At 61.1% G+C, this 26,199-nt stretch carries 22 protein-coding genes; 18 read left to right on the plus strand and 4 right to left on the minus strand.

Annotated elements, in window-relative coordinates; all coding sequences use genetic code 11:
• Position 1: 1 nt before the first annotated feature.
• Positions 2-562 (plus strand): phosphoribosyltransferase, encoded by a 561-nt coding sequence (locus P7F28_RS27310; protein WP_277187967.1) that lies wholly within the window; start codon positions 2-4, stop codon positions 560-562.
• 232 nt (positions 563-794) lie between these two features.
• Positions 795-2,687, plus strand: a complete 1,893-nt coding sequence (locus P7F28_RS27315; RefSeq protein WP_277187968.1) for a potassium transporter Kup — start codon at positions 795-797, stop codon at positions 2,685-2,687.
• 55 nt (positions 2,688-2,742) lie between these two features.
• Here P7F28_RS27315 and P7F28_RS27320 read toward each other — a convergent pair whose 3' ends face one another.
• A complete protein-coding gene (locus tag P7F28_RS27320; RefSeq protein ID WP_277187969.1) occupies positions 2,743-5,079 on the minus strand; it encodes a Tex family protein in 2,337 nt (778 codons plus the stop codon).
• A gap of 316 nt (positions 5,080-5,395) precedes the next feature.
• On the opposite strand from P7F28_RS27320, the gene P7F28_RS27325 reads away from it, so the two are divergent.
• The 3 genes from P7F28_RS27325 (at position 5,396) to P7F28_RS27335 (ending at position 8,668) form a co-directional block, all read left to right on the plus strand.
• Positions 5,396-6,103: a colicin transporter gene (locus P7F28_RS27325; protein WP_370467420.1), complete on the plus strand. Its 708-nt coding sequence runs from the start codon at positions 5,396-5,398 to the stop codon at positions 6,101-6,103.
• 62 nt (positions 6,104-6,165) lie between these two features.
• On the plus strand, positions 6,166-6,399 hold the full coding sequence (locus P7F28_RS27330) for a DUF465 domain-containing protein (protein ID WP_370467419.1): 234 nt from the start codon (positions 6,166-6,168) through the stop codon (positions 6,397-6,399).
• Between the two features lie 58 nt (positions 6,400-6,457).
• Positions 6,458-8,668, plus strand: a complete 2,211-nt coding sequence (locus P7F28_RS27335; protein ID WP_277187971.1) for an ATP-dependent DNA helicase — start codon at positions 6,458-6,460, stop codon at positions 8,666-8,668.
• A gap of 59 nt (positions 8,669-8,727) precedes the next feature.
• Here the strand turns inward: P7F28_RS27335 and P7F28_RS27340 are convergent, their stop codons facing one another.
• Positions 8,728-9,558: an outer membrane protein assembly factor BamD gene (locus tag P7F28_RS27340; RefSeq protein ID WP_277187972.1), complete on the minus strand. Its 831-nt coding sequence runs from the start codon at positions 9,556-9,558 to the stop codon at positions 8,728-8,730.
• Between the two features lie 179 nt (positions 9,559-9,737).
• Here P7F28_RS27340 and P7F28_RS27345 point away from each other — a divergent pair, with 179 nt between their 5' ends.
• The 11 genes from P7F28_RS27345 (at position 9,738) to P7F28_RS27395 (ending at position 22,764) form a co-directional block, all read left to right on the plus strand.
• On the plus strand, positions 9,738-10,910 hold the full coding sequence (locus P7F28_RS27345) for an RluA family pseudouridine synthase (protein WP_277187973.1): 1,173 nt from the start codon (positions 9,738-9,740) through the stop codon (positions 10,908-10,910).
• Entirely contained in the window at positions 10,907-11,734 is an 828-nt protein-coding gene (gene pgeF / locus P7F28_RS27350) for a peptidoglycan editing factor PgeF (protein ID WP_277187974.1), read from the plus strand. The genes P7F28_RS27345 and pgeF overlap by 4 nt, the downstream gene beginning before the upstream one ends.
• A 328-nt stretch (positions 11,735-12,062) precedes the next feature.
• On the plus strand, positions 12,063-14,081 hold the full coding sequence (gene phaC, locus P7F28_RS27355; protein WP_277187975.1) for a class I poly(R)-hydroxyalkanoic acid synthase: 2,019 nt from the start codon (positions 12,063-12,065) through the stop codon (positions 14,079-14,081).
• Positions 14,082-14,165: 84 nt separating this feature from the next.
• Complete coding sequence (locus P7F28_RS27360) at positions 14,166-15,347, plus strand: acetyl-CoA C-acetyltransferase (RefSeq protein ID WP_277187976.1); 1,182 nt, start codon at positions 14,166-14,168, stop codon at positions 15,345-15,347.
• Positions 15,348-15,424: 77 nt separating this feature from the next.
• Positions 15,425-16,165, plus strand: a complete 741-nt coding sequence (locus tag P7F28_RS27365; RefSeq protein ID WP_277187977.1) for a 3-ketoacyl-ACP reductase — start codon at positions 15,425-15,427, stop codon at positions 16,163-16,165.
• A gap of 165 nt (positions 16,166-16,330) precedes the next feature.
• Positions 16,331-16,906: a polyhydroxyalkanoate synthesis repressor PhaR gene (gene phaR / locus P7F28_RS27370; RefSeq protein ID WP_277187978.1), complete on the plus strand. Its 576-nt coding sequence runs from the start codon at positions 16,331-16,333 to the stop codon at positions 16,904-16,906.
• Between the two features lie 502 nt (positions 16,907-17,408).
• Positions 17,409-18,746: a 30S ribosomal protein S12 methylthiotransferase RimO gene (rimO, locus tag P7F28_RS27375; RefSeq protein WP_277188009.1), complete on the plus strand. Its 1,338-nt coding sequence runs from the start codon at positions 17,409-17,411 to the stop codon at positions 18,744-18,746.
• Positions 18,747-18,748: 2 nt separating this feature from the next.
• A complete protein-coding gene (locus P7F28_RS27380) occupies positions 18,749-19,672 on the plus strand; it encodes a sugar kinase (RefSeq protein ID WP_277187979.1) in 924 nt (307 codons plus the stop codon).
• Positions 19,673-19,728: 56 nt separating this feature from the next.
• Positions 19,729-20,913 carry a beta-ketothiolase BktB gene (gene bktB / locus P7F28_RS27385; protein ID WP_277187980.1) on the plus strand — a complete coding sequence of 395 codons (1,185 nt, stop codon included), beginning with the start codon at positions 19,729-19,731 and terminating at the stop codon, positions 20,911-20,913.
• A 19-nt stretch (positions 20,914-20,932) separates the two neighbouring features.
• Positions 20,933-21,562, plus strand: coding sequence for a hypothetical protein (locus P7F28_RS27390; protein ID WP_277187981.1), 630 nt, complete (start codon positions 20,933-20,935; stop codon positions 21,560-21,562).
• An 8-nt stretch (positions 21,563-21,570) separates the two neighbouring features.
• Entirely contained in the window at positions 21,571-22,764 is a 1,194-nt protein-coding gene (locus P7F28_RS27395) for a cystathionine beta-lyase (RefSeq protein ID WP_277187982.1), read from the plus strand.
• A gap of 42 nt (positions 22,765-22,806) precedes the next feature.
• Here the strand turns inward: P7F28_RS27395 and serB are convergent, their stop codons facing one another.
• Both serB and P7F28_RS27405 read right to left on the minus strand, forming a co-directional pair.
• On the minus strand, positions 22,807-23,646 hold the full coding sequence (gene serB, locus P7F28_RS27400) for a phosphoserine phosphatase SerB (protein ID WP_277188010.1): 840 nt from the start codon (positions 23,644-23,646) through the stop codon (positions 22,807-22,809).
• Positions 23,647-23,691: 45 nt separating this feature from the next.
• Positions 23,692-24,642 carry a LysR family transcriptional regulator gene (locus P7F28_RS27405; RefSeq protein WP_277187983.1) on the minus strand — a complete coding sequence of 317 codons (951 nt, stop codon included), beginning with the start codon at positions 24,640-24,642 and terminating at the stop codon, positions 23,692-23,694.
• A 101-nt stretch (positions 24,643-24,743) separates the two neighbouring features.
• Here P7F28_RS27405 and P7F28_RS27410 point away from each other — a divergent pair, with 101 nt between their 5' ends.
• Together P7F28_RS27410 and P7F28_RS27415 are read left to right on the plus strand one after the other, a co-directional pair.
• Positions 24,744-25,760 (plus strand): zinc-binding alcohol dehydrogenase family protein, encoded by a 1,017-nt coding sequence (locus tag P7F28_RS27410; protein ID WP_277187984.1) that lies wholly within the window; start codon positions 24,744-24,746, stop codon positions 25,758-25,760.
• Between the two features lie 124 nt (positions 25,761-25,884).
• The coding region (locus P7F28_RS27415) for a DUF6013 family protein (RefSeq protein WP_277187985.1) at positions 25,885-26,199 on the plus strand (315 nt) is incomplete at its 3' end.

The raw sequence follows: 26,199 nt of genomic DNA on the forward strand, positions 1-26,199 counted from the left end.
CATGATCGCGATGACCGACCCGCGTAACGACGAAAAGAACCTCTGGGTCAACTGGGACGAATATCACCGGTTGATCGAACTGCTCGCGCTCAAGGTGCATGAATCGGGCTGGAAGTTCGACAAGATCCTGTGCCTGGCGCGCGGCGGCCTGCGCGTAGGCGATCAACTCTCCCGCATCTACGATCTGCCGCTGGCGATTCTTGCCACGAGTTCGTATCGCGAAGCGGCGGGCACGCAGCAGGGCGATCTCGATATCGCGCAATACATCACGATGACGCGCGGCGAATTGTCCGGCAACGTGCTGCTGGTCGATGATCTGGTCGATTCGGGCGTGACGCTGGCGCGCGTGCAGGAGCACCTGAAAGAGCGTTATCCGGCGATCACGGCCGTGCGTTCGGCGGTGCTCTGGTACAAGGGCTGCTCGAAGGTCACGCCGGACTATCACGTTCAGTTTCTCGAAACGAATCCGTGGATTCATCAGCCATTCGAGGAATGGGATACGGTGCGCCCGCACAACCTCGGTGCGTGGATCAAGCGCGGCATGCAAAACGCGCGCGGCTGATCGTTGACACGTTCAAAACAGAACGCCGTTCATGGGGCTTCATGCTCGATGAACGGCGTTTTTGCTTGTCTGCTCATTGCAGATTTGCGAGCCAACGTGTTCAGAGCGCGATGCTAAACTCCTGTACGCGTCTTCCGTGGTGCTCGAGCAACAAGCAAGACGGCGTTTTTGCGTGCTGCGTTAGATAGAATGGCGTTCGGTTTTTTCCGCTCTGGACGGATATTTCGCTTTTATGACTAACTCGACTCACGCGCAAGAGCGCAAACATTCGATGCCATCGCTTGCGCTCGCTGCCATCGGCGTCGTCTTCGGCGACATCGGCACGAGTCCGTTGTACTCCCTCAAGGAAGCCTTCAGTCCGTCGCACGGTATCGGGCTTTCTCAAGATTCCATTCTCGGCGTTATTTCCCTGCTGTTCTGGGCCATCGTGATGGTGGTCGCCGTCAAATACGTGCTGTTCGTCATGCGCGCCGATAACAACGGCGAAGGCGGCGTGCTCGCGCTCATGACGCTCGCGCTGCGCAGCGTGAACCAGAAAGGCAAACTGCCCGGCATCCTGATGATGCTCGGCATCTTCGGCGCCTGCATGTTTTATGGCGATGCCGTCATTACGCCCGCCATGTCGGTGATATCGGCCGTCGAGGGTCTCGAACTGGCCGCGCCGACGCTCACGCCTTATGTCATTCCCATCACCATCGTCATTCTGATTGCGCTGTTCTGGATTCAGCGGCACGGCACGGCGGTGGTCGGCAAGCTGTTTGGTCCGATCATGCTGATCTGGTTTCTGACGCTTGCGGTGCTGGGCGGTTATCACATCATTCTTGCGCCGGGCGTGCTGGTCGCGCTCAATCCGTATTACGCCGCATCGTTCATGGCGCAGCACGTGTTGCAGGCGTATATCGTGCTCGGTTCGGTGGTGCTGGTGCTGACCGGTGCAGAAGCGCTTTACGCCGACATGGGCCACTTCGGCGCGAAGCCGATTCGCTGCGGCTGGTACATGATCGTGATGCCGTCACTGCTGCTCAACTACTTTGGTCAGGGTGCCTTGCTGATGCATTCGCCGAAGGCCATCGAAAGTCCGTTCTTCTTGCTTGCGCCGGATTGGGCGCTGCTCCCGCTGGTGATTCTCTCGACGGTGGCGACCGTGATCGCATCGCAAGCGGTGATATCGGGCGCGTATTCGCTGACGAGTCAGGCCATTCAGCTCGGCTACGTGCCGCGCATGAAGATCCTGCATACGTCGGATCTGGCGATCGGGCAGATTTATATTCCGCTCGTCAACTGGATGCTGCTGTTCATCATTCTGTGCATCGTGATCGGCTTCAAGAGTTCGGAAAATCTGGCGGCGGCGTACGGTCTGGCCGTGACTGCGACCATGCTGGTCACGACCATTCTCGTGTCCGTGGTGATGGTGAATCTGTGGGGCTGGAATCGCCTGCTGGTCGGCGGCATGATTACCGTGTTTCTGATGATCGATATCGGTTTCTTCGGCGCGAGCTTGCTGAAGATCGAGCAGGGCGGCTGGCTGCCTTTGTGTATCGGCGGGGCGCTGTTCTTCTTGCTGATGACCTGGTACAAGGGCCGCATGATCGTGAAGGATCGCACGGCCGCAGACGGTATTCCGCTGATGCCGTTCCTGCAGGGATTGCTCGCGCATCCGCCGCATCGCGTGTCGGGTACGGCGATCTATCTGACCGGCAGCGATTCGCTCGTGCCCGTGAGCCTGCTGCACAACCTCAAGCACAACAAAGTGCTGCACGAACGCACGATTTTCCTCAACTTCGCCACGCGCGATATTCCTTATGTCGATGACGCGCATCGCATGGAAGTGAAGGATATTGGCGGCGGACTGTTTCTCGTGAAAGCCGCCTACGGCTTCAACGAAACGCCTGACGTGAAGGCCGTGCTCGAACAGATCACGCGCACACACGCCATGACCTTCGAGTTGATGGATACATCGTTCTTTATGGCACGCGAGACCGTGGTGCCGACGGAACTGCCGGGGATGTCGGTTTGGCGCGAACGCGTGTTCGCGTGGATGCATCAGAACGCGGCGAAGCCTACGGACTTCTTTAGCATTCCCGCGAATCGTGTCGTCGAGCTGGGGACGAAGATCGAGATTTGAGCTTGTTTCGATTCAGTAGCCGCCTTGCTTTTGCAGGCGGCTACTGAGTTTTGCGTTAGCGCTTCAGCTTGGCGAATGCTGCGGCCATTGCGCCTGAAGGTTCCGGCTCACGACGCTGATTCGGACGCGCATCGCGCTCGCCGCCACGACGATCCTGCGACGAATTATTACGCGACTGCGCAGCACCTGACGAAGCCGGCGCCACATCATCGTCCATGCGCATGGTCAGCGCGATCCGCTGACGCTTCACATCCGTCTCCAGCACCTTCACTTTCACCACCTGACCCGCCTTCACTACTTCGTGCGGGTCCTTGATGAACTTGGTGGACATTGCCGACACGTGCACGAGTCCATCCTGATGCACGCCGATATCGACAAACGCACCGAACGCGGCCACGTTGGTCACCACGCCTTCGAGCACCATTCCCGGCACCAGATCCGAAATCTTTTCGATGCCTTCCTTGAAGGTCGCCGTCTTGAACTCCGGACGCGGATCGCGGCCCGGTTTTTCGAGTTCGGCGAGAATATCGCGCACGGTCGGCAGGCCGAAACGATCATCGACGAATTCGGTCGGTGAAAGGCCCGTCAGCGCTTCGCGTTTGCCGAGCACATCGCCGATACCTTTCTTGATCTTCGCCAGAATCCGCTCGACCACCGGATACGCTTCCGGGTGCACCGATGAGCGATCCAGCGGATTCTCGCCGTTATTCACGCGCAAAAAGCCCGCAGCCTGCTCGAAGGTTTTATCCCCGAGACGCGGGACTTTTTTCAGATGTTCGCGCGAGGGGAAGGGACCGTTGGCATCGCGATAATCAACGATATTGCGTGCAAGCGTCGCATTCAGTCCCGACACGCGCGCGAGCAGCGCGACGGAAGCGGTGTTGGCATCGACGCCGACCGCGTTCACGCAATCTTCGACGACAGCATCCAGCGAACGCGCCAGTTCACGCTGATTCACGTCATGCTGATACTGACCGACGCCGATGGCTTTCGGCTCGATCTTCACCAACTCAGCGAGCGGATCCTGCAGACGCCGCGCAATCGACACCGCGCCACGCAGCGACACGTCCATATCAGGAAACTCTTTTGCCGCCAGTTCCGAGGCCGAATACACCGACGCGCCCGCTTCCGACACCACGATCTTCTGCAACTTCATTTCCGGATGCTTGGCGATAAGCTCGCTCGCCAGTTTGTCCGTCTCGCGCGATGCCGTGCCATTGCCGATCGACACCAGTTCCGCCTGCGTCTGCTGCGCAATTCGCGCGAGCTTCGCCAGCGAACCGTCCCAGTCACGACGCGGCTCGTGCGGATAAATCGTGTCAGTGGCGAGCACCTTGCCGGTGCGATCGACGACTGCGACTTTCACGCCGGTACGCAGACCCGGATCGAGCCCGATCACGGCCTTTGGACCTGCGGGCGCGGCCAGCAGCAAGTCCTTCAGATTGCGCGCGAACACGCGGATCGCTTCGCGTTCGGCGTCTTCGCGCAGCTTAGTCAGCAATTCGTTTTCGATATGCGGCTGCACCTTCACGCGCCAGCACCAGCGGCACACATCCGACAGCCATTTATCCGCCGCACGACCGCGATTGATGATGCCGAAATGCCCCGAAATCATCGATTCACACGGGTGCGGAATCTGCGCATCCAGTTCTTCGCCGAGGCCGAGCTTCACGCTCAGCACGCCCGCATTGCGGCCCCGGAACAGCGCGAGCGCGCGATGCGACGGCACCGTGCGCACGGTTTCGCTGTAGTCGTAGTAATCGCGGAATTTTTCGCCTTCCTCGTTTTGCTTGCCGTCGATCACGCTCGACATGACGAGGCCCTGGCTGAACAAATGCTCGCGCAGCTTGCCCAGCACTTCAGCCGTTTCGCCGAACTGCTCGGAGAGAATGTCGCGCGCGCCATCGAGCGCCGCTTTGGTATCCACGACGCCTTTTTCCGCATCGACGAACTTGACGGCTTCGGTTTGCGGATCGAGCGTGGGATCGGCGAGCAGCGACTGCGCCAGCGGCTCCAGACCCGCTTCACGCGCGATCTGCGCCCGCGTGCGGCGCTTGGGCTTGTAGGGCAGATACAGGTCTTCGAGTACCTGCTTGCTGTCCGCGCCTTCAATGGCGCTTCGCAGTTCGTCGGTGAGCTTGCCTTGCTCGTCGATGCTCGTGATGATGGCGGCGCGGCGGTCTTCCAGCTCGCGCAAATAGATCAGGCGTTCTTCGAGCGTGCGCAGTTGCGTATCGTCGAGATTGCCGGTCACTTCCTTGCGATACCGGGCGATAAACGGCACGGTCGAGCCTTCGTCCAAAAGCTGCACGGCGGCGGCCACCTGACGCGGCTGCACGGTGAGTTCGGCGGCGATGCGCTGTACGATCTTGAGTGCTACGGTTTCCGTCATGATTGCGCTGTCTGCTGGCTCGTTTTAGCGCATGAGCCGCGTCTGTCGTGAAGGTGAAGCGAGGAGCGGAGACAGGCGGCGCGGGCGCATGTGCGTTGGCGGGCCGGGTTGCTGAAGCTGGGGATTTTGCCATAAATGCCGGAGCGCTCCGGCGCTCGGTGATAGAATTTGGGCATCGCTCTGGCTGTCTCGCATCGGATTCTTTATCACGTTGCCGTTCATCAATTTGCCCACATTTCGCCTTTCATTCGCGGTGCCATTCAGCCTGAAGTCGGGCGTGCTGGCATGCGCGTCGTCGCTGCTGTGCGTGTTTGCCATGCAGCCCGCAGTCGCGCAGACCTCTTTTGCGTCGGATGCGGCTGCATCGAAAAGTGCGGACGATGCAGCGAAAGCCGACTATTCACGCCGTCAGCAGGCAATCAACAAACGCACCGAAGAAAACGACTACAACTATGGCGTCAAGGAACACGATTGCTATCGCAAGTTTTTCGTGAATCATTGTCTCGACGGCGCGCGCAACGAAATGCGCGAAAAGCGTCAGGTGATCCGGCAGGATCAGCTTGCGCTCGACGACGAGCAGCGCGCCGAACGCGCGAAGGCGCGCGATCAGCAGAACGCCATCAAGCAGGCGCAGTACGACGCGGATGCACCGAACCGCGCCGCTACAGAGAAGTCGAATCAACAGGCTTTCGACGACAAGCAGCGCCAGAACGCGCTGGCCGCCGCGCAGCGTAACGCCGAAGGCCCGCAGCGCGCCGCGAATCAGAAGGCGTACGATCAGAAACAGGCGGACTACCAGAAGAAGCTCGACGATGCCCGCGCACGCGGCGTGCAGGACGCGCAGGATCGCGCGCAGAAGGCCGATCGCTACGAGCAGAAGCAGCAGGACGCCGCGACGCATCGCGCTGAAGTCGAAGCGCGTCAGAAGGAAGCCGCCCGCAAGCAGCAGGAAAAGGCGCAGCAGGCGGCGCAAGAGGAACAGCAGCGTCAGGAACAGTTGAAGCAACAGCAGCAGGGCCAGTAACGGTCGTCGTCCGGAAGTACATCTCCGGCCGGCAGGCGCAGAAGGATGAAAGGAGGCCGAGCATGCAGCAACGCTTGAATTTGCCCAACCGTGCACCCCGACAACCCGCCGCGGATGCCGCCATGATCCGCGATCGCATCGCGCAGTTGCAGGCGGAGCATCACGGTCTGGACGACCTGATCGCCCGCATGGACGGCGCCGACGACCTCGAACTGAGGCGGCTCAAGAAGCGCAAGCTCAAGGTCAAGGACACCATCCTGCTGTTGCAGTTGCAACTGGATACGGACACGCACTGACGGCTCGGCGCACACCGCGCCGTCATTCGCAGCAAGAATCCGCAGGATCGATCCCGCTTTGAATTCACCCGCACACTCCAGCGATACCCCGCAAACGCCGCTTGATTTAAGCGGCAAACGCCGCACCGAACTCGACGCCATTTTCGCCGCCGAAGGCCTGCTCGCACGCGCGATCGACGGCTATCGGCCGCGCGCCTCGCAGATCGATATGGCGCGCTCCGTCGCGGCCGCGATGGAAGCGTCCGGCCGCGCGATGCCCGAACCCGCGATGTTCGAAGCGCAGCGTCGTCCCGCGCGCAAGCTCGGTCCGTCCGATAAACCGTATGCGCCGGAAGAACCGGCATCGGATGAGGTCGGTATTGCGACCGCGAAGGCGGCGATCGATGGCGGCGAGAATACGCTGATCGTCGAAGCAGGAACGGGCACGGGCAAGACGTACGCGTATCTCGTTCCGGCCATGTTGTGGGGCGGCAAGGTGCTCGTCTCGACTGGCACCAAGCACTTGCAGGACCAGCTTTTTCAGCGCGATATCCCGACCGTGCGCGACGCGCTCGCCGTGCCGGTATCGGTCGCAATGCTGAAGGGCCGCGCGAATTATCTGTGTCACTATTATCTCGAACGCACTGCCGACAACGGCCGCCTGCCGACGCGTCAGGACACCGCGCATCTGCAGGAAATCGTGCGCTTTGCCAAGATCACGCGCACCGGCGACAAGGCCGAGCTCGCCAGCGTCCCGGAAAATTCCCCCGTCTGGCCGATGGTCACGTCCACGCGTGACAACTGCCTCGGCCAGGAATGCCCGCATTACAAGGAATGCTTCGTCATGCAGGCGCGCAAGGAAGCGCAGCAGGCGGATATCGTGGTGGTGAACCATCACCTATTCTTTGCGGATGTGATGTTGCGCGATACCGGCATGGCCGAGCTTTTGCCGATGGCCAACACCATCATCTTCGACGAAGCGCATCAGCTTCCGGAAACGGCGACGCTGTTTTTCGGCGAAACGCTCTCGACCACGCAATTCCTCGAACTCGCACGCGATACGGTCGCCGAAGGCCTGAGTCATGCGCGCGATGCCGACGACTGGACCAAACTCGGTGCGGCGCTGGAGCGTGCAGCACGCGATCTGCGGCTCGCTTTCAAGGAAGATTCGGCGCGATTTTCGGTCGGGCAACTGCCGGACATTCATCCGCTGTTCGAAGCGCTCGACACGCTCGAAACGCATCTCGATGCGCTGGCGGCCGCCTTGTCGAAGCATGCGGAACGTGCGGAGTCGTTGCAGGCGCTGGTGCGTCGCGCGCGTGAGTTGCAGGACTTGCTTTCGGGCTGGACCACGCCGCCGACCGAACTGGAACGCGCGGTCGTCGAAAGTGCGGATACGGCCGCGAAAGTCGCGAAGGAAGAGCCGAACGAAATGGTGCGCTGGATCGAAGTGTTCTCGCACACGGTTCAGTTGCACGAAACGCCGTTGTCCGTCGCGCCGATTTTCGCCAAGCAGCGTGCTGGCGTGCCGCGCGCGTGGATCTTCACGTCAGCGACGCTTTCGGTGCGTGGCGACTTCACGCATTACGCGGCGCAAATGGGTCTGAACGCGCGTCGTTCCATGACCTTGCCCAGTCCGTTCGATTATCCGACGCAAGGTTTGTTGTACGTGCCGCGCAATCTGCCGCAGCCATCGTCGCCGCAATTCACGGATTCGGTTTTTGAAGCCGCGCTGCCGGTGATCGAAGCATCGGGCGGCGGCGTGTTCTTTCTGTGTACGACCTTGCGTGCGGTCGATCGCATCGCGACGCGTCTGCGCGACATCATTGAGCGGCGCGGCTGGCAAAATCCGCTGCTCGTACAAGGCGATGCCAGCCGCACCGAATTGCTCGATCGCTTTCGCGCGTATGGCAACGCGATTCTCGTCGGCAGTCAGAGCTTCTGGGAAGGCGTCGATGTGCGTGGCGATGCGTTATCGCTCGTCGTCATCGACAAGTTGCCGTTCGCGCCGCCCGACGATCCGGTGCTTGCCGCACGTCTCGATGCGCTGACGAAGAAGGGCCTCAGTCCGTTCGCCGTGCATCAGTTGCCGCAAGCGGTTATCACGCTGAAGCAGGGCGCAGGCCGCCTGATTCGCGCCGAAACAGACCGCGGCGTGCTGATGATCTGCGACACGCGCTTAGTCGATAAGCCCTACGGCCGCCGCATCTGGCAAAGCCTGCCGCCCTTCAAGCGCACGCGCGAACTCGATGTCGTGCGCGAGTTCTTCAGCGAATCGGTTGCTGAATAAAAAAGAAAAAGGCCAGCGTTTAACGCTGGCCTTTCTGCTTTCACGCAATCAAAACGCGCTTACCAAATCTGATACCACGCCTTCTCGGTCGAAGCGCGACGCTTGCCGGTCACATACGGGCTGTCCGGGAACGTGGCCGCGAGCACGCGCTTGGTGTCATCGGCGAGTTGCGGCTGGTCGAGTTTCTGATACGACAGCATCATGATATGCAGCGCGTCTTCGGTCGCCGGCGCGTTCTTGTATTCGCGGATAGCGAGTTGCGCACGATTGATCGCCGCCACATACGCGCCACGCCGATAGTAATAGTCCGCCGCGTGCACTTCGTGCGAAGCCAGCGCGTTCACGATATAGCGCATACGCTGCGCGGCGTCCGGCGCGTACTTGCTCTGCGGATATTTATCGACCACGACCTTGAACGCGTCATACGACTCGCGCAGCGACTTCGGATCGCGCTCGCTCATGTCCTGACCGGAGAAGCGGCCGAACAGACCGAGGTCGTCGTTGAAGTGGATCATGCCCTTGAGATAGTACGCGTAGGAAATCTCGGGATGGTCCGGATGCAGCTTGATGAAGCGGTCGATGGCCTGGTCGGCATTGGCGGTTTCGCCGTCCTTCCAGTTGCAGTACGCAACGTTGATCTGCGCCTGCTGCGCGAAGTGGCCGAACGGGTCGCGCCCTTCGAGTGCTTCGAAGTACTTGGCGCATTTGCCCCAGTCACGGCCGCTCAGTGCGTCCTGAGCCTCCGTATATAATTTGTTGTTATTCCAGGTCGCCGTTTCGTCGGTCTTCTCCGGCAGGCCGTGACAGGCCGTAATAACGGCGACGCTCGCGGCCAGCGCCAGATACTTGATCGATTGCTGCATCGAATGAAAGGTGTTGAAGGATCGCATCAGTGCTTGCTTTTCCTGGCTGAATCTAGCTGTGTCTGACCGTGTTTGCATCGGTTGCCCGTGCAGTGATTACGGCCCGTAACGTTGAAGCGTAGCGTTGCGTGTAATCGTGAGTCAGGCGAATCTTGCCTGCCGACCCGACCGACCACACGGGGCTTCCCCCGTTGAATCTCGTCCAAATGACCCGCTCAAGTACACGTAGTACCAAAGACCAACTCAAAGATTATAGCCCAAGCGACTCGCCTGACGACGCTGCATCGGGCCATGCAAACCCTGTCCGCGCAGGCGATGAAGCGCCGCGCGTCGCGCGCGTGCCGCTCGATCTCGCGGGCGAGCGCCTGGACAAGGTGCTGGCGAAAGTGTTTCCGGAGTTTTCGCGCAACCGCATGCAGGGCTGGATCGAAGAAGGGCGCGTGCTGGTGGATGGCGCGCGCGCGAAGGTGCGTCAGCCCGTTCCGCTCGATGCCGTCATCACGCTGACGCCGGATCTCTTGCCCGAGCAGCTCGCGTTTGCGGCGGAGCCGGTGCCGCTGCATATCGTCTACGAAGACGAAACGTTGGTCGTGATCAACAAGCCCGCTGGCATGGTCGTGCATCCGGCTGCCGGTAACTGGAGCGGCACGCTGTTGAACGGCCTGCTTTATCGATACGGCGATGCAGCCGCAGGTCTGCCGCGCGCGGGCATCGTGCATCGGCTGGACAAGGAGACGTCGGGGCTGATGGTCGTCGCGCGCACGCTCGAAGCGCAGACCGATCTCGTGCGTCAGATGCAGGCGCGCACCGTGAAGCGTCGCTACGTGGCGTTCGTGTGGGGCAACATGCCGGAAGACGGCACCATCGATGCGCCCATCGGCCGCGATCCGCGCGAGCGTACGCGCATGGCGGTGGTGAAGACCGCATCGGGCAAACATGCGCGCACGCATTTCCGCACCGTCGATCGCACCACGTGGCACGGCCAGCCCGTCAGCGCGATTCACTGCGATCTGGAAACCGGCCGCACGCATCAGATTCGCGTGCACTGCGCGCATATCCAGCATCCGCTGCTCGGCGATCCGGTCTACGGGCACGCACGCGGCAAGCGCTCGATCCGGCCGCTGCCCAACGAGTTCGCGCGTCAGGCTTTGCACGCGTGGCGGCTCGGTTTGATCCATCCGGCGACAGGCAACGACGTGCACTGGCGCGCCGATGTCCCCGACGACATGGCCGAACTTGCCGAAGCGCTCGGCTTCGGTCAGGACGAGCAAATCGACTTCGATGAAGACGACGATTTCGTCGAAGTCTACGAAGTGCGCGACGACGAAGAGTGGGACGAAGAAGACGAAGGCGACGACTACGAGGACGAAGAAGAATGACGAACGCCGCGCTGGATCCGAAGCATTGTCTGTGGCCGGCGTGGCGCGTATCGCCGCGCGTGAAAGCGTTCGTGACGACGCGCGGAGGCGGCGTCAGCACCGGCCCGTTCGATGGCGGCACACCCGGCGCGGGCGGTTTGAACTTAGGCTTATCGACAGGCGATGATCCGGGCGCGGTCCACGAAAATCGTCGGCGCGCGCTGGCGCTGACGGGCTTGCCGGAAGCCGCATGGCTTTCGCAGATTCACAGCGCGCAAGTCGAAGATGCAGCCGATGTGCTCGCACGCCGTATCGCGGGCGAAACCACGCGCGCCGATGCCAGCGTCACCGATCAGCCGAACGTCGTCAGCGTCGTAATGACAGCGGATTGCATGCCGGTGCTGTTCTGCGACGACGAAGGCCGCGCGGTCGGCGCCGCGCACGCGGGATGGCGTGGGCTTGCTGCGGGCATCGTCGAGAAGACGGGGGAGCGGGTGGCGCAACTGGCTGGCGTGTCTGCGTCGCGTTTGAATGTTTATCTCGGCGCGTCGATCGGACCGAGTGCATTCGAAGTCGGTGAAGACGTGCTCGACGCGTTCGTATCCGCCTCGCTGCTGAATGAACGCGATGCCACCGCCGCCGCATTCAAACCCATCGACACGCCCGGAAAATACCTCGCCGATATCTACGCACTCGCGCGTTTGCGTTTAGGCGATATCGGTATCGATTCGTCGCGTATTCATGGCGGCACACATTGCACGGTCAGGGAAAAAGAGCGCTTCTATTCGTATCGACGTGACAAGACGACTGGCCGAATGGCCGCAATGATCTGGCTCAGCGAATAAATACAATAAACAGACAACAGGCATTAATAGCGCGTGTTGTCACAGCCGTTTAGCAATCGCCCCAACAGCGGCCAAGTGCAATATTTCGCATGGGGGAAAACGATAATTAAAAAAATATCGCACTGCGGCAAAATCGGGGCGAAGCATTGACATGTCCGGCGCTACGGAGCAAGAATGTTTCTGGAGTTCGATCAATCGGGCACGGCGTAGCGAGGGCAATGCTTGCCGCGCGCAGAGGGCGCATCATCATTTGCGCGCTGGTTGAAACAAAGCCCGGCAATGCCTGCATCAGCAATCAGTCTTGCGAGACTCAAGGTCAATAGCGGGTATGGCTTCCAAAAACTCTTCCTCAACTTCCCGCTCCCGTACTGCCGAAAGCTCGACGGCGCAATCAGCCGATCCAGCCGGCGTACAGAATGGCGTGCAGCAGGCATTCGATCAATGGCTCAATGCCTGGCGCAGCGTGGCTGACCCCGCGCAGTGGGCCAAGCTCGGTCAAAGCATGAATCCTCAGGCGAATGCCGCAGGCGATGCCGCCTCGCCCTTCGCCGCATTCAGTGCGTTCACCAAAGCGTTTTCCGATCCATCGGCCAATCCCTTCGCCAACCTCGGCAATCTTGGCGCGATGCCGCAGATGCCCGATCTGTCGAAGATGAACGGCATGGGCGAATTCGCCAAGTTTGCGAGCAGCATGCCGGGCTTCGGCGCGGCGATGCAGGGCTTGCCGACCTTACCGAAAATTCCCACGGCAGCGATTGCACCGGAAAAACTGCATCAACTGCAAAGCGACTATTCGCGCGATGCCGCCGACTTGCTCAAGCAAGCGAGCGCACAGCAGATCGATCCTTCGGCGCTGAAAGACCGCCGTTTCTCCGATACCACCTGGCAATCCACGCCCGCGTATGCATTCACCGCCGCGTGGTATTTGCTCAACGCGCGGTATCTGCAAGAACTGGCCGACGCCGTTCAAAGCGATCCGAAAACGCGTGAACGCATTCGCTTCACGGTTCAGCAATGGGCCGCGGCTGCGTCGCCTTCGAACTATTTCGCGCTGAATCCGGAAGCGCAGAAGACGCTGATCGAAAGCAAGGGCGAGAGCCTGCGTCAGGGCATGATGAATCTGCTCGGCGATATGCAGCGCGGCAAGATTTCCCAGTCGGATGAATCGCGTTTTGTGATCGGCAAGAACGTGGCATCGACGGAAGGTTCGGTGGTGTATGAGAACGAGCTGATGCAGCTCATTCAGTACAAGCCGCTCACGCCGAAGGTGTATGCGCGGCCGCTGCTGATCGTGCCGCCGTGCATCAACAAGTTCTACATTCTCGATTTGTCGCCGGAAGGCTCGCTGGTGCGTTACGCGCTGGAGCAGGGCCAGCAGGTGTTCATCATCTCGTGGCGCAACGCGGATCAATCCATTGCGCACAAGACGTGGGACGATTTTGTGCAGGAAGGCGTGCTCGAATCGATCGACGCAGTGAAGGAAATCAGCGGCGAAGCGCAGATCAATACGCTGGGCTTCTGTATCGGCGGAACGATTTTGGCGACGGCGCTGGCGGTGGCCAAGGCGCGCGGCGAAGACCCTGCGGCTTCGATGACGCTGCTTACCTCGATGCTCGATTTCTCCGACACCGGCGTGCTCGATGTCTTCGTCGATGAATCGCACGTGCAGATGCGCGAGCAGTCGATCGGCGGCAAGAACGGCACGCCGCCGGGACTGATGCGCGGCGTCGAGTTCGCCAACACGTTCTCGTATCTGCGCCCGAACGATCTGGTGTGGAACTACGTCGTCGATAACTACCTCAAAGGGCGCACGCCCCAGGCATTCGACCTGCTGTTCTGGAACAGCGATTCGACCAACCTGCCGGGCCCGATGTGCGTCTGGTATCTGCGCAACACGTACCTTGAGAACAAGCTGAAGGAGCCGAACGCGCTCAAGGTCTGCGGCCAGTCCGTCGATCTGTCGAGCCTCACGCTTCCGACGTTTATTTACGGTTCACGCGAAGACCATATCGTGCCGTGGAAATCGGCGTATGCGTCCGCGCCGATTCTCTCCGGCCCGCAGAAATTCGTGCTGGGCGCGTCGGGGCATATCGCGGGCGTGATCAATCCGCCGTCGAAGAACAAGCGCAGTTTCTGGATCATCGACGACGCCGACCAGTTGCCTGAAGACGCCGACACCTGGTTCGACGCCGCGACCGAGCATCCCGGAAGCTGGTGGCCGACGTGGTCGGCATGGCTCGCAGAGAACGCGGGCGAGCAGGTGAAAGCGGGTGCGGCGCAAGGCTCGAAGGCGTATCCGGTGATCGAACCGGCGCCGGGACGCTACGTGATGGCGCGCGACGCCTGAGCGTCGTAGCGCTTGACTGGCATCACGAAAAACGCATTCGATTGATCGCAACGGCATCGGCTGACGATGCCAAAGGAAACCAAAATGACTGACGTAGTGATCGTATCGGCCGCGCGTACGGCTGTTGGCAAGTTCGGTGGCTCGCTCGCGAAGATCGCGGCGCCTGACCTCGGCGCGACGGTGATCAAGGCGCTGCTGGAGCGCTCGGGCGTGAAGCCCGATCAGATTAGCGAAGTGATTCTGGGTCAGGTTCTGACGGCGGGTTCGGGGCAGAATCCGGCGCGTCAATCGGTGATTAAGGCTGGTCTGCCGGATATGGTTCCCGGCATGACGATCAACAAAGTTTGCGGCTCGGGCCTCAAGGCCGTGATGCTCGCCGCCAACGCGATCATCGCGGGCGATGCGGACATCGTGATCGCCGGTGGTCAGGAAAACATGAGCGCCGCGCCGCATGTGCTGCCGGGCTCGCGCGATGGCTTCCGCATGGGCGACGCCAAGCTGATCGACTCGATGATCGTCGATGGCCTGTGGGACGTTTATAACAACTACCACATGGGCACGACGGCTGAAAACGTCGCGCGCGAGTTCGGAATCTCGCGCGAAGATCAGGACAAGTTCGCGGCGCTGTCGCAGAACAAGGCCGAAGCCGCGCAGAAGTCCGGCCGCTTCAACGATGAAATCGTGCCGGTCTCGATTCCCCAACGCAAAGGCGATCCGCTGCTGTTCAACACGGATGAATTCGTGCGTCACGGCGTGACGCCTGAAGCGCTGTCGAGCCTGAAGCCTGCGTTCAGCAAGGAAGGCACGGTCACGGCTGCCAACGCATCCGGTATCAATGACGGCGCTGCCGCAGTCATCGTCATGTCGGCGAAGAAGGCCGAAGCGCTGGGCCTCACGCCGCTGGCGCGCATCAAGGCGTACGCGAACGCCGGCGTCGATCCGAAGATCATGGGTATGGGTCCGGTGCCTGCCTCCAAGCGATGCCTCGAACGCGCAGGCTGGAGCGTCAACGACCTCGACCTGATGGAAATCAACGAAGCGTTCGCCGCGCAGGCGCTGGCGGTGCACAAGCAAATGGGCTGGGATCAGTCGAAGATCAACGTGAACGGCGGGGCCATCGCGATCGGTCATCCGATCGGTGCATCGGGCTGCCGGATTCTGGTGACGCTGCTGCACGAAATGCAGAAGCGCGATGCGAAGAAGGGCCTGGCCTCGCTGTGTATCGGCGGCGGCATGGGCGTGGCGCTCGCGGTAGAACGTCCGTAAGAACCGGTAGCAGTATTGGGAAGGGCCAAGCGGGCGGCCAGGAGAAAGCCGTCCGCATAACGAAAATGGAGTGAGAAATGGCGAAGCGTGTAGCGTATGTAACAGGCGGGATGGGCGGCATCGGCACCAGCATCAGCCAGCGTCTGCTCAAGGACGGCTTCACGGTCGTCGTGGGCTGCGGCCCGAACTCGCCGCGCCGCGTGAAGTGGCTCGAAGATCAGAAGGCGCTCGGCTTCGACTTCATCGCGTCGGAAGGGAATGTGGGCGACTGGGAATCGACTAAGAACGCGTTCGACAAGGTCAAGGCCGAAGTCGGCGAAGTGGATATCCTGGTGAACAACGCCGGTATCACGCGCGATGTCGTGTTCCGCAAGATGACGCACGAAGATTGGACCGCGGTGATCGACACCAATCTGACGAGCCTGTTCAACGTGACCAAACAGGTGATCGATGGAATGGTTGAGCGCGGCTTCGGGCGCATCATCAATATTTCGTCGGTGAACGGGCAGAAGGGGCAATTCGGTCAGACCAACTACTCGACCGCCAAGGCCGGTATTCACGGCTTTACGATGGCGCTCGCGCAGGAAGTCGCGACCAAGGGCGTGACGGTCAACACGGTGTCGCCGGGCTACATTGGCACGGACATGGTGAAGGCCATTCGCCCGGAAGTGCTGGAGAAGATCGTCGCGACGATTCCGGTGCGCCGTCTGGGCACGCCGGCTGAAATCGGTTCGATCGTCGCGTGGCTGGCGTCCGATGAGTCGGGCTTCTCGACCGGTGCGGACTTCTCGCTGAACGGCGGCTTGCACATGGGCTGACGGGCGGTGGCTCCCCGCCTGAGCGCGCCTGCCACGTGCGCGAACGGGAAGCCGCCACTCGCCGGATTTATCAACGATGCGGCGAACACGCAGCAACGCTTTTTTGCGACAACGCAAGACATGCTTGCTGCCATCGCAGTAAAGTCTTGCGTTTAAAGGCGTTCAATGACCACCACTACTACTACAAAGAAATCCGCCGAACGACTCATCAAAAAATATCCGAACCGGCGCCTCTATGACACCGAGACGAGCACGTACATCACGCTGTCCGATGTGAAGCAACTCGTGCTCGATCAGGAAGACTTCAAGGTGCTGGACGCCAAGTCCAGCGACGACCTGACGCGCAGCATCCTGCTCCAGATCATTCTCGAAGAGGAAAGCGGCGGATTGCCGATGTTTTCATCGGTGATGCTCTCGCAGATCATCCGTTTCTACGGCCACGCGATGCAAGGCATGATGGGCACGTATCTGGAAAAGAACATCCAGGCGTTCATCGATATCCAGCAGAAGCTGTCCGAGCAAAGCAAGGGCATCTATGACGGCAACGCGCTGAACCCGGAAGTCTGGTCGCAATTCATGAACATGCAGGCGCCGATGATGCAGGGCATGATGACCAGCTATATCGAGCAGTCGAAAAACATGTTCGTGCAGATGCAGGAGCAGATGCAGAACCAGGCGAAGACGATGTTCAACACGTTTCCGTTCCCGACGCCCAATACGCCGACTCCCGAGAAAAAGTAAGCCTCACTGCCCGCCGACCGCTCTCGCCGGATCTTGCGCGAACGCCGCGCCGAAATCCCCGCGATAGGCAACCGCGCCAGCGGCGGCAGAAAGCGTAGTCCTCGGACAGATAGCGGTTGGTTTCGCGTTTCACCATCACATCGAAGAAGCGATAGCAGCGGCGAATCCGGCGGCGCGTCGGAAACGTACGCGAGAAATCGCCTCTTATCAGTATTTAGGGCGACGATTTCAGGCTCATTTGCTTGCGGGAAAGTGCGCGATGAGTCCGCCATGATTCGCCGGCTGCACGAGGGCTTGCCTATTCCGGCTGATGTTCTCATCAGGTGCGCGTGATCGCATCGGTCCGCAAGCCGGTCCGGCAGTCGCCTCGCGCGTAACCAGCTAAAATATCGGATTCGCCTTTTCTGGCGGCGCGCGCGGCCGCTGCCCGCGCCCCTTTCTGGATGTCCCCGTGAATACGCCTTTGAAATCAAGCACTAGCACGCCCGCGCCGAAAATCGGCATGGTCAGTCTCGGTTGTCCCAAAGCCCTCGTCGATAGCGAGCAGATCATCACTCAGCTTCGCGCCGAGGGTTACGAAATCTCCGGTTCCTATGACGGCGCGGATCTCGTCGTCGTCAATACCTGCGGTTTTATCGATGAAGCCGTGCAGGAAAGTCTCGACGCCATCGGTGAGGCGCTGAGCGAGAACGGCAAGGTGATCGTCACCGGCTGTCTGGGCGCGAAGAAGAGCGCGAGCGGCACCGGGCTGATCGAGGAAGTGCATCCGAAGGTGCTGGCCGTGACCGGTCCGCACGCGACCAACGAGGTCATGAACGCGGTCCACACGCATCTGCCGAAGCCGCACGATCCGTTCACCGATCTCGTGCCGCCCGCAGGCATCAAGCTCACGCCGCGTCATTACGCGTATCTGAAGATTTCGGAAGGCTGCAATCATCGCTGCACGTTCTGCATTATTCCGTCGATGCGCGGCGATCTCGTTTCGCGTCCCGTCGCGGAAGTGATGCTCGAAGCCGAGAATCTCTTCAAGTCCGGCGTGAAGGAACTGCTGGTGATTTCGCAGGACACCAGCGCGTATGGCGTCGATGTGAAATATCGCACGGGCTTCTGGAATGGCAAGCCGCTGAAGACGCGCATGACCGATCTGGTCGGCGCGCTCGGCGAACTGGCATCGCAATACGGCGCGTGGGTGCGTCTGCATTACGTGTATCCGTATCCGAGCGTCGATGAAGTCATTCCGATGATGGCCGAAGGTCCGCTGCGCGGCCACGTGCTGCCGTATCTCGACGTGCCGTTCCAGCACGCGCATCCCGAGGTGCTCAAACGCATGAAGCGTCCCGCCAACGCCGAGAAGGTGCTCGAACGCGTGCGCACGTGGCGCGAGATTTGTCCGGACCTGACCATTCGCAGCACGTTCATCGCGGGCTTTCCGGGCGAAACCGAAGAGCAGTTTCAGACGCTGCTCGACTTTATCGTCGAAGCGGATCTGGATCGCGTCGGCTGCTTCGCGTATTCGCCGGTCGAAGGCGCGACCGCCAACGAACTCGAAGGCGCGTTGCCCGACGAAGTCCGCGAAGAACGCCGCGCGCGCTTCATGGAGCTGGCCGAAGAACTGTCGGCGAAGCGCATGAAGAAAAAGGTCGGCAAGACGCTGAAAGTGCTCGTCGATGAAACCAGCAGCGAAGGCGGCGTCGGCCGCACGGCAGCGGATGCGCCCGAAATCGACGGCGTGGTGTACATCGCGCCGGCGACGAAGGCATCGAAACGCTACAAGGCCGGCGATTTCGTCTCGGTGAAAATCACCGGCGCGGACGGCCACGATCTCTGGGGCGAGGTTTGACCATGCCGCGTACAGCGCAGATCCTCGCACTCGGCGAGGCGATGATCGAGTTCAATCAATCGACCCGCGGTGAGCCGAACTATCTGCAAGGCTTCGGCGGCGATGTATCGAATTTTCTGATTGCGGCGTCGCGGCAGGGCGCGGCGACGGGCTTCGTGTCCGCCGTCGGCAACGATCAGTTCGGGCAATTGCTGCTCGATCTGTGGCGCACCGAGAATGTCGATACATCAACGGTACGTGTCGATCATGACGCGCCGACGGGCGTGTATTTCGTGTCGCACGGCGAGAACGGGCATCGCTTCGACTATTTGCGTGCGGGTTCGGCGGCGAGCCGTTATGCGCCGTCCCATCTGCCGCTCGATGCCATCGCCGCCGCCAAGGTCGTGCATCTGTCGGGCATCAGTCTCGCCATCGGCGTGAATGCCTGCGATGCCGCGCTCGCCGCTATCGACCATGCGCACACGCACGGCGTCAAAGTCAGTTTCGATACGAACCTGCGCCTGAAACTCTGGCCGCTGGCGCGCGCCCGCGCGGTCATGCTCGAAGCCATCCGCCAGACCGATATCTGCCTGCCGAGCTGGGACGATGTCACGCTGCTCACCGGCCACGAAGACAAGGACGCCATCGTCGATGCGCTGCTCGCGCTCGGGCCGAAGGTCGTCGCGCTGAAACTCGGCAAGGAAGGCGCGTATATCGCCACGCCGGACGAGCGTCGTGTGGTGCCGGGCCGCGTCGTCAATGCGGTCGATGCCACCGGCGCGGGCGATTGCTTCGGCGGCGCGTTTATCGCGCGCATCGTCGCGGGTGACGATCCGTTCGCGGCCGCGCGCTATGCGAACGTCGCGGCGGCATTGTCCACGCAAGGCTACGGCGCGGTCGCACCGATCCCCGACAAAGCGACAGTGGAACGTGCACTTGCGGAATGATCGCGCGGGGCGTCTGTCGAACCGAATCACGAATCACAACTGATGGAGACTCAGACATGCAGCGTGAAGTGGTGGTGGCAAGCGGCGTACGCACGGCAATCGGCGATTTCGGCGGCGCGCTGAAGGATTTCGCTCCGACCGATCTCGGCGCGCGCGTGGTGCGCGAAGCGTTGTCCCGCGCAAACGTGACGGGCGATGACGTCGGTCATGTCGTGTTCGGCAACGTGATCCAGACCGAGCCGCGCGATATGTACCTCGCGCGCGTCGCGGCGCTGGACGGCGGCGTATCGCAACATGCGCCTGCGCTGACGGTGAATCGGCTGTGCGGATCGGGCTTGCAGGCGATCGTCTCGGCATCGCAATCCATCTTGCTGGGCGATACGGATATCGCCATTGGCGGCGGCGCGGAAAGCATGAGCCGCGCGCCGTACATCATGCCCGCCGCACGCTTCGGCCAGCGCATGGGCGATGCGCGCATCGTCGATATGATGGTCGGCGCGCTGAACGATCCGTTCGACAAGATCCACATGGGCGTGACCGCGGAAAACGTCGCGGCGAAGTTCGGCATTACGCGCGAGATGCAGGACGCGCTGGCGCTGGAATCGCACCGGCGCGCGGCGAAGGCAATCGAAGCCGGCTATTTCAAGGACCAGATTCTGCCGATCACGCTGGCATCGAAAAAAGGCGACACGGTTTTCGAGCGCGATGAACATGTGCGCATGAACGCCACCGCCGAAGACTTTGCCAAGCTCAAGCCGGTTTTTGCGAAGGAAAACGGCACGGTTACCGCGGGCAACGCATCCGGTATCAATGACGCAGCCGCGGCCGTCGTGCTGATGGAACGTGGCGTCGCGGAAAAGCGCGGCGTGAAGCCGCTGGCGCGTCTGGTTGCTTATGCGCACGCGGGCGTCGATCCGAAGATCATGGGCATCGGTCCCGTGCCGGCAACGCAGAAGGTGCTGGAGCGCGCAGGCCTCACCGTGAACGATCTCGACGTGATCGAAGCCAACGAGGCGTTCGCCGCGCAGGCGTGCGCCGTATCGCAGGAATTGAAGTTCGATCCCGCGAAGGTCAATCCGAACGGCTCGGGCATTTCGCTCGGGCATCCGATCGGCGCGACCGGCGCGTTGATCACCGTGAAGGCGCTGTATGAGCTGCAACGCATCGGCGGGCGTTATGCGCTCGTGACGATGTGCATCGGCGGCGGGCAGGGCATCGCGGCGATCTTCGAGCGTATCTGAAGTGTTGAAGGATGGAAGGATGAATCGAAGTATTACTTTGGCATGCCTCGCCGCGGCGCTCGCCGTGGCAGGCTGTAACTCACCGATGCAACCCGGCGCGTCCGGCGCGGCCGGTGTCTTGCCGCCCGATCAGCGCGAGCCGATCGGTGCGGACGCACACGGCGCGCAGGAAGCGATCGCGGCGCTCGCCGCGCCGCCCGTCAAACCGCTGACGCCGAACCCGGAGTACGCGAAGTTTCCGCACTATATCGGCACGCTCGGCGACAAGCAGATCGATATGAAACTCGGCGCGAAATCCGGTCCCGAAGACGATCCATCGGGCGTTCACGGCGAGTATCAATTCATCGGCAATCCTGCGGTGTTTCTGGTCGCAGGCGACCGCGACGGCGATACGCTGGAAATCGAGGAATCGAACGACGGCACGCATATCACCGGCAACTGGGTCGGCAAGTTCGCGGCGGACGGCAGCGTGTCCGGCGAACGCATGAACCCGGACGATTCGAACCCGCAGCCCTTCGATTTGCGTCCCGCGATTGCTGGCAGAACGCTTCCGCCTTTGAGCGGCAGCAAGCCGGCCGCGCCATCGCTGGAACCGGCGCCGCCGCGCAATTCCGTGGGCGGTACCAGCAACGTGATCATCGGCGAATAAAGACTTTTATGACTGAATCAAGCAGCAAAAAGCTCGACATGCAGACGCGCATCGTCCAGTCGGAAGACAACATTACGCCGGGATTCGCATCGTTTTCGGTGCCGGTGGCGCGGGCATCGACGGTGGTGTTTCCGGATCTCGCGAGCATGCGTTCGCTGGTCTGGAGCGATGATTCCAAATGGCGTTACGGCTTGCACGGCACGCCCACCACGATGGCGCTTATGCAACGGCTCGCGGCCATCGAAGGCGGCGAGTACGCGCTGTTGCAGCCGTCCGGACTTGCGGCGATCTCGAACGTGTATTTCGGGCTGGTCAAATCGGGCGATCACGTGCTGATTCCCGACAATGCGTACGGACCGAATCGCGATCACGCCGACTGGCTGGTGGAAGACTTCGGCATCGAAGTGACGTATTACGATCCGATGATCGGCGCAGCCATTGCCGATTTGATCCGCGCGAACACCAAGCTGATTTGGCTCGAAGCGCCCGGTTCGGTGACGATGGAAGTGCAGGACGTGCCCGCCATCGCCGCAGTCGCGCGCGCGAAGGGCATCGTCACGGCGATCGACAACACGTATTCGGCGGGACTCGCGTTCAAGCCTTTTGATCACGGCGTCGATATTTCGGTGCAGGCGCTGACGAAGTATCAGTCAGGCGGCAGCGATATTCTGATGGGCGCAACCATCATGCGCGATGTCGAGCTTCATAAGAAGCTCAAGCGCGCGCGCATGCGGCTGGGCGTAGGCGTTTCATCGGACGATGCGTCGCTCGTGCTGCGCAGTTTGTCGTCGATGAAACTGCGTTACGAAGCGCACGATCGCGCGGCCTTCGAATTGGCGACGTGGCTGAAGACGCGTTCGGAAGTATCGGCGGTGCTGCATCCGGCGATTGCGGATTGCCCCGGCCACGAGATTTTCAAGCGCGACTTCAAGGGCGGCGCGGGCGGCTTGTTTTCCATCGTGTTCGACAAGCGATACACCGCCGCACAAGTCGATGCCTTCGTCGAAGCGCTGGACTTGTTCTCGATCGGCTGGAGTTGGGGCGGCTCGCACAGTCTCGCGATGCCGTACGACGTGCGCTCGATGCGCACCGCATCGCAATGGCCGCATGACGGCGTGCTGGTGCGGTGTTACATCGGCCTGGAAGAAGTGGGCGATTTGCGCGCGGATATCGAAGCGGCTTTGGCTAAAGCCTTTGCGTGAAAAATGAAACGCGGCGCCTTTGAAAAAAGGCGCCGTTCAGCATTAAAACAAACGCGACAAACCATCCAATCCGATGAAGTTGAACGCAAGACTTGCCGATTGCCGCACGATCGGCTTCGCGCGAAACGCCACCGACAGACCCGCTTCCGCCATCATTTTCAGATCGTTCGATCCATCGCCCATTGCAATGGCGCGCTTCGGATCGATGCCAATCGCCGCGCACGTTTCCCGCAGCGTGCGCGCCTTCACATCTGCATCGACGATTTCGCCGAGCACCTTGCCGGTCAGCTTGCCATCGACGATTTCGAGTGTGTTGGCGTTCGTATAGTCGAGGCCGAGGCGCGTTTTCAATCGCTCGGTAAAGAACGTGAAGCCGCCCGAGACGAGCAGCGTTTTCAGTCCCGCCGCGCGTGCGCCTTCCAGCATGTTTTCCGCGCCCGGCGAGAGACGCAGACGTTCTTCATAGACGCGCTCCAAGGCGCTTGCTTCAAGTCCCTTCAGCAGCGCGACGCGTCGCGTCAGACTTTCGCTGAAATCCTTGATCTCGCCGCGCATCGACGCTTCCGTGATCGCTGCGACTTCGGCTTTCAGCCCACAAAAATCCGCAATTTCGTCGATACATTCGATCGTGATGAGCGTCGAATCCATATCCATCGCAACGAGGCCGAAGTCGGCCAGCTTCGCGTCCGGCGCGATATACGCGTAATCGAGCCGATGCGCGCCGCAATACGCGTCGATGTCGGGGCGCTGGATCGGATCGGCATTGATCAGACGCACGAGCGTTTCGCTGATGCGCTTCGTTTCGCGCGAACGGGCGAGCGCGGCGAGCGGGCGCAGATGATCATCGGAAATGGGGGCGAGGCTTTGAATGACGAGGTTCATCGACGGAATGAGGTCAGGGCGCGAAGCCGACATTGTAAAGAACCTTCAGCGCTGAACGTTCGCGGGATCGACATCCCAGTACGGCGGCTCGCCGAATTGCGCGGTCAGAAAGTCGATGAAGGCGAGCGTCTTCGGCGGCACGAACGCGCGGCTCGGATAAACCGCCCAGATCGCGACCGTCTGCGCGAGCGGATAGTCATCGAGCACGGTGACGAGTTCGCCGCTCGCCAGCAAAGGCGCGACGCTCCACGTCGATTTCAGGCCGATGCCCATGCCCGCCGCGAGCGCATCGCGGATCACTTCGCCGTTGTCGGTGACGAGGCGGCCCGAGACGCGCACATCGATCACACCGGTCGGCGTGACGAAGGCCCAATCGCGCTGATCGGCAAGGATCACGCATTCGTGCTGCGCGAGATCGGCAGGATGCGTCGGCCTGCCATGCTTCGCCAGATACGCGGGTGATGCGCACAGCACACGGCGATTGCTCGCGAGTTTTTTCGCGATGAGCGTCGAATCCTTCAACGCGCCGATACGAATGGCGAGATCGATGCCTTCATCGACGAGATCGACGATCTGATCCGTCATGCGCAATTCGATGCTCACGCCCGGATATTGCTGAAGGAACGCGGGAATCAGCGGAGAAATATGCTGACGCCCGAGCGACGAAGGCATGGTCACGCGCAGCCGCCCATGCGGATGCTCGCGCGCATGACCGACGGAGGCGCGCGCGGCATCGGCTTTATCGAGCAGATCGCGGGCGTGGGCGGCGAAGATTTCGCCTTCCTGCGTGACAGACACGCGCCGCGTCGTCCGATGCAGCAGCCGCGCGCCCAGCATGCGCCCCAGCCCGGCGATACGCGCACTCGCCACCGCCGGCGACAGCCCGAACTCGCGCGCCGCCGACGACAGATTCGCCAAAGCGGCGGCGCGCATGAACAGGCTGACGTCGAGCAAATCCAGCCGATCACGCTGCTCAGACCACGAATCGCCACTCATTCGATGGATTCTCCGAAAGATGTTTCAGCGATTATCGCGGTTTTCAGCGAAGGTGGCGCGCACTAAGATGAACCTACTAACCTCAACGGAGCCACACACAAATGAAAGCCATCGGCCTCACCCGTTATCTGCCGATTTCCAACCCCGAATCGCTGATCGATATCGAACTGGATAAGCCGATGCCCACCGGTCACGATCTGCTGGTCAAAATCGAAGCCATCGCCGTCAATCCGGTCGATACCAAAGTGCGCGCGCCGAAGGACAAAACGGAAGCGCAGCCGCGCGTGCTCGGCTGGGACGCGGCGGGCGTGGTCGAGGCCATCGGTCCGGACGTGACGCTGTTCAAGGTCGGCGATCCGGTCTACTACGCGGGCGATATCACGCGTCCTGGCGCGAACAGCGAGTTCCATCTGATCGATGAACGCATCGTCGGAAGCAAGCCGAAGTCGCTCGATTTTGCGTGCGCTGCTGCCTTGCCGCTGACGACCATCACCGCGTGGGAAGCGCTGTTCGACCGGCTGCGCGTATCGGCGGAAGGGAAGGACGCGGGCAAATCGGTGCTGATTATCGGCGGCGCGGGCGGGGTTGGGTCGATCGGCATTCAGCTGGCGAAGCGCGTGGCGAAGCTTCAGGTGATCGCGACGGCCTCGCGGCCCGAATCGGCGAAATGGGCGGAGGATCTCGGCGCGGATCATATCGTCAATCACTTCGAGGATATTCCGCAGCAACTGAAGGAAATCGGCTTCCCGCAAGTCGATTACGTACTGATTTTCAACGATACCGACAAACATTTCCCGGCCGCCGCGGAAGTCATCAAGCCGCAGGGCGGCATCTGCACGATTGTCGAAAATGCGAAGCCGTTGCCGGTCGAATTGCTGAAATCGAAGAGCGGCGCGTTTCATTGGGAGTTCATGTTCACGCGCGCGATGTTCAAGACGCCGGACATGATCGAACAACACAAGCTCTTGTCCGAAGTGGCGCGGCTGATCGACGCAGGCACGCTGCGTACGACCATCGGGCGCGATCTCGGCAAGATCAACGCGGCGAATCTGCGCGAGGCGCATCGGCTGCTGGAACAAGGGCGCGCGATCGGCAAGCTGGTGATGACGGGCTTCTAAAGCGACGAGCGAATTCGAACGGCGCTTGATTTTCGCCATGCCGCGCCACGGGTTTTCCACTACGATTTCCCGTGATGCGCGGCGCTAGACTGGCTCCGCACAGCGCTTATCACGGAGGTTCGGGATGAATCGTCGTTCGAACGTCAGTCGCATTTTTGTCGGCGCGCTCGCGATCGGCGCCATCGTTTCGGCGCACGCGACGCCGGGCATCAAAGTACAGAACGAAGCGGCCAATGACGGGCCGATCAAATACACCGTGAAAATGGTGTCGAAGAACTATGGCAACGAATCGGAGACGCGGACGATTCGCTCGGGTCAAACGGACGACTTTACGTGGCAGGGTTCTGCGCCGAACGGGGCTCAGGCTGTGGCGGATGGATGTCCGAATGCATCGTCGGTGCCGAAGAGCGCGAACGGCGCGGCAATCAGGCAGGTGCAG

This window comes from Caballeronia sp. BR00000012568055, from assembly GCF_029439455.1.
Lineage (GTDB): Bacteria > Pseudomonadota > Gammaproteobacteria > Burkholderiales > Burkholderiaceae > Caballeronia.

Excerpts from the sequence above, each read along its gene's own strand:
- P7F28_RS27310 (WP_277187967.1), top strand. The coding sequence starts at position 2 with ATGATCGCGATGACCGACCCGCGTAACGACGAAAAGAACCTCTGGGTC.
- P7F28_RS27315 (WP_277187968.1), top strand. The coding sequence starts at position 795 with ATGACTAACTCGACTCACGCGCAAGAGCGCAAACATTCGATGCCATCG.
- P7F28_RS27320 (WP_277187969.1), bottom strand. The coding sequence starts at position 5,079 with ATGACGGAAACCGTAGCACTCAAGATCGTACAGCGCATCGCCGCCGAA.
- P7F28_RS27325 (WP_370467420.1), top strand. The coding sequence starts at position 5,396 with ATGCAGCCCGCAGTCGCGCAGACCTCTTTTGCGTCGGATGCGGCTGCA.
- P7F28_RS27330 (WP_370467419.1), top strand. The coding sequence starts at position 6,166 with ATGCAGCAACGCTTGAATTTGCCCAACCGTGCACCCCGACAACCCGCC.
- P7F28_RS27340 (WP_277187972.1), bottom strand. The coding sequence starts at position 9,558 with ATGCGATCCTTCAACACCTTTCATTCGATGCAGCAATCGATCAAGTAT.
- P7F28_RS27345 (WP_277187973.1), top strand. The coding sequence starts at position 9,738 with ATGACCCGCTCAAGTACACGTAGTACCAAAGACCAACTCAAAGATTAT.
- pgeF (WP_277187974.1), top strand. The coding sequence starts at position 10,907 with ATGACGAACGCCGCGCTGGATCCGAAGCATTGTCTGTGGCCGGCGTGG.
- phaC (WP_277187975.1), top strand. The coding sequence starts at position 12,063 with ATGGCTTCCAAAAACTCTTCCTCAACTTCCCGCTCCCGTACTGCCGAA.
- P7F28_RS27360 (WP_277187976.1), top strand. The coding sequence starts at position 14,166 with ATGACTGACGTAGTGATCGTATCGGCCGCGCGTACGGCTGTTGGCAAG.
- P7F28_RS27365 (WP_277187977.1), top strand. The coding sequence starts at position 15,425 with ATGGCGAAGCGTGTAGCGTATGTAACAGGCGGGATGGGCGGCATCGGC.
- phaR (WP_277187978.1), top strand. The coding sequence starts at position 16,331 with ATGACCACCACTACTACTACAAAGAAATCCGCCGAACGACTCATCAAA.
- rimO (WP_277188009.1), top strand. The coding sequence starts at position 17,409 with ATGGTCAGTCTCGGTTGTCCCAAAGCCCTCGTCGATAGCGAGCAGATC.
- P7F28_RS27380 (WP_277187979.1), top strand. The coding sequence starts at position 18,749 with ATGCCGCGTACAGCGCAGATCCTCGCACTCGGCGAGGCGATGATCGAG.
- bktB (WP_277187980.1), top strand. The coding sequence starts at position 19,729 with ATGCAGCGTGAAGTGGTGGTGGCAAGCGGCGTACGCACGGCAATCGGC.
- P7F28_RS27390 (WP_277187981.1), top strand. The coding sequence starts at position 20,933 with ATGAATCGAAGTATTACTTTGGCATGCCTCGCCGCGGCGCTCGCCGTG.
- P7F28_RS27395 (WP_277187982.1), top strand. The coding sequence starts at position 21,571 with ATGACTGAATCAAGCAGCAAAAAGCTCGACATGCAGACGCGCATCGTC.
- serB (WP_277188010.1), bottom strand. The coding sequence starts at position 23,646 with ATGAACCTCGTCATTCAAAGCCTCGCCCCCATTTCCGATGATCATCTG.
- P7F28_RS27405 (WP_277187983.1), bottom strand. The coding sequence starts at position 24,642 with ATGAGTGGCGATTCGTGGTCTGAGCAGCGTGATCGGCTGGATTTGCTC.
- P7F28_RS27410 (WP_277187984.1), top strand. The coding sequence starts at position 24,744 with ATGAAAGCCATCGGCCTCACCCGTTATCTGCCGATTTCCAACCCCGAA.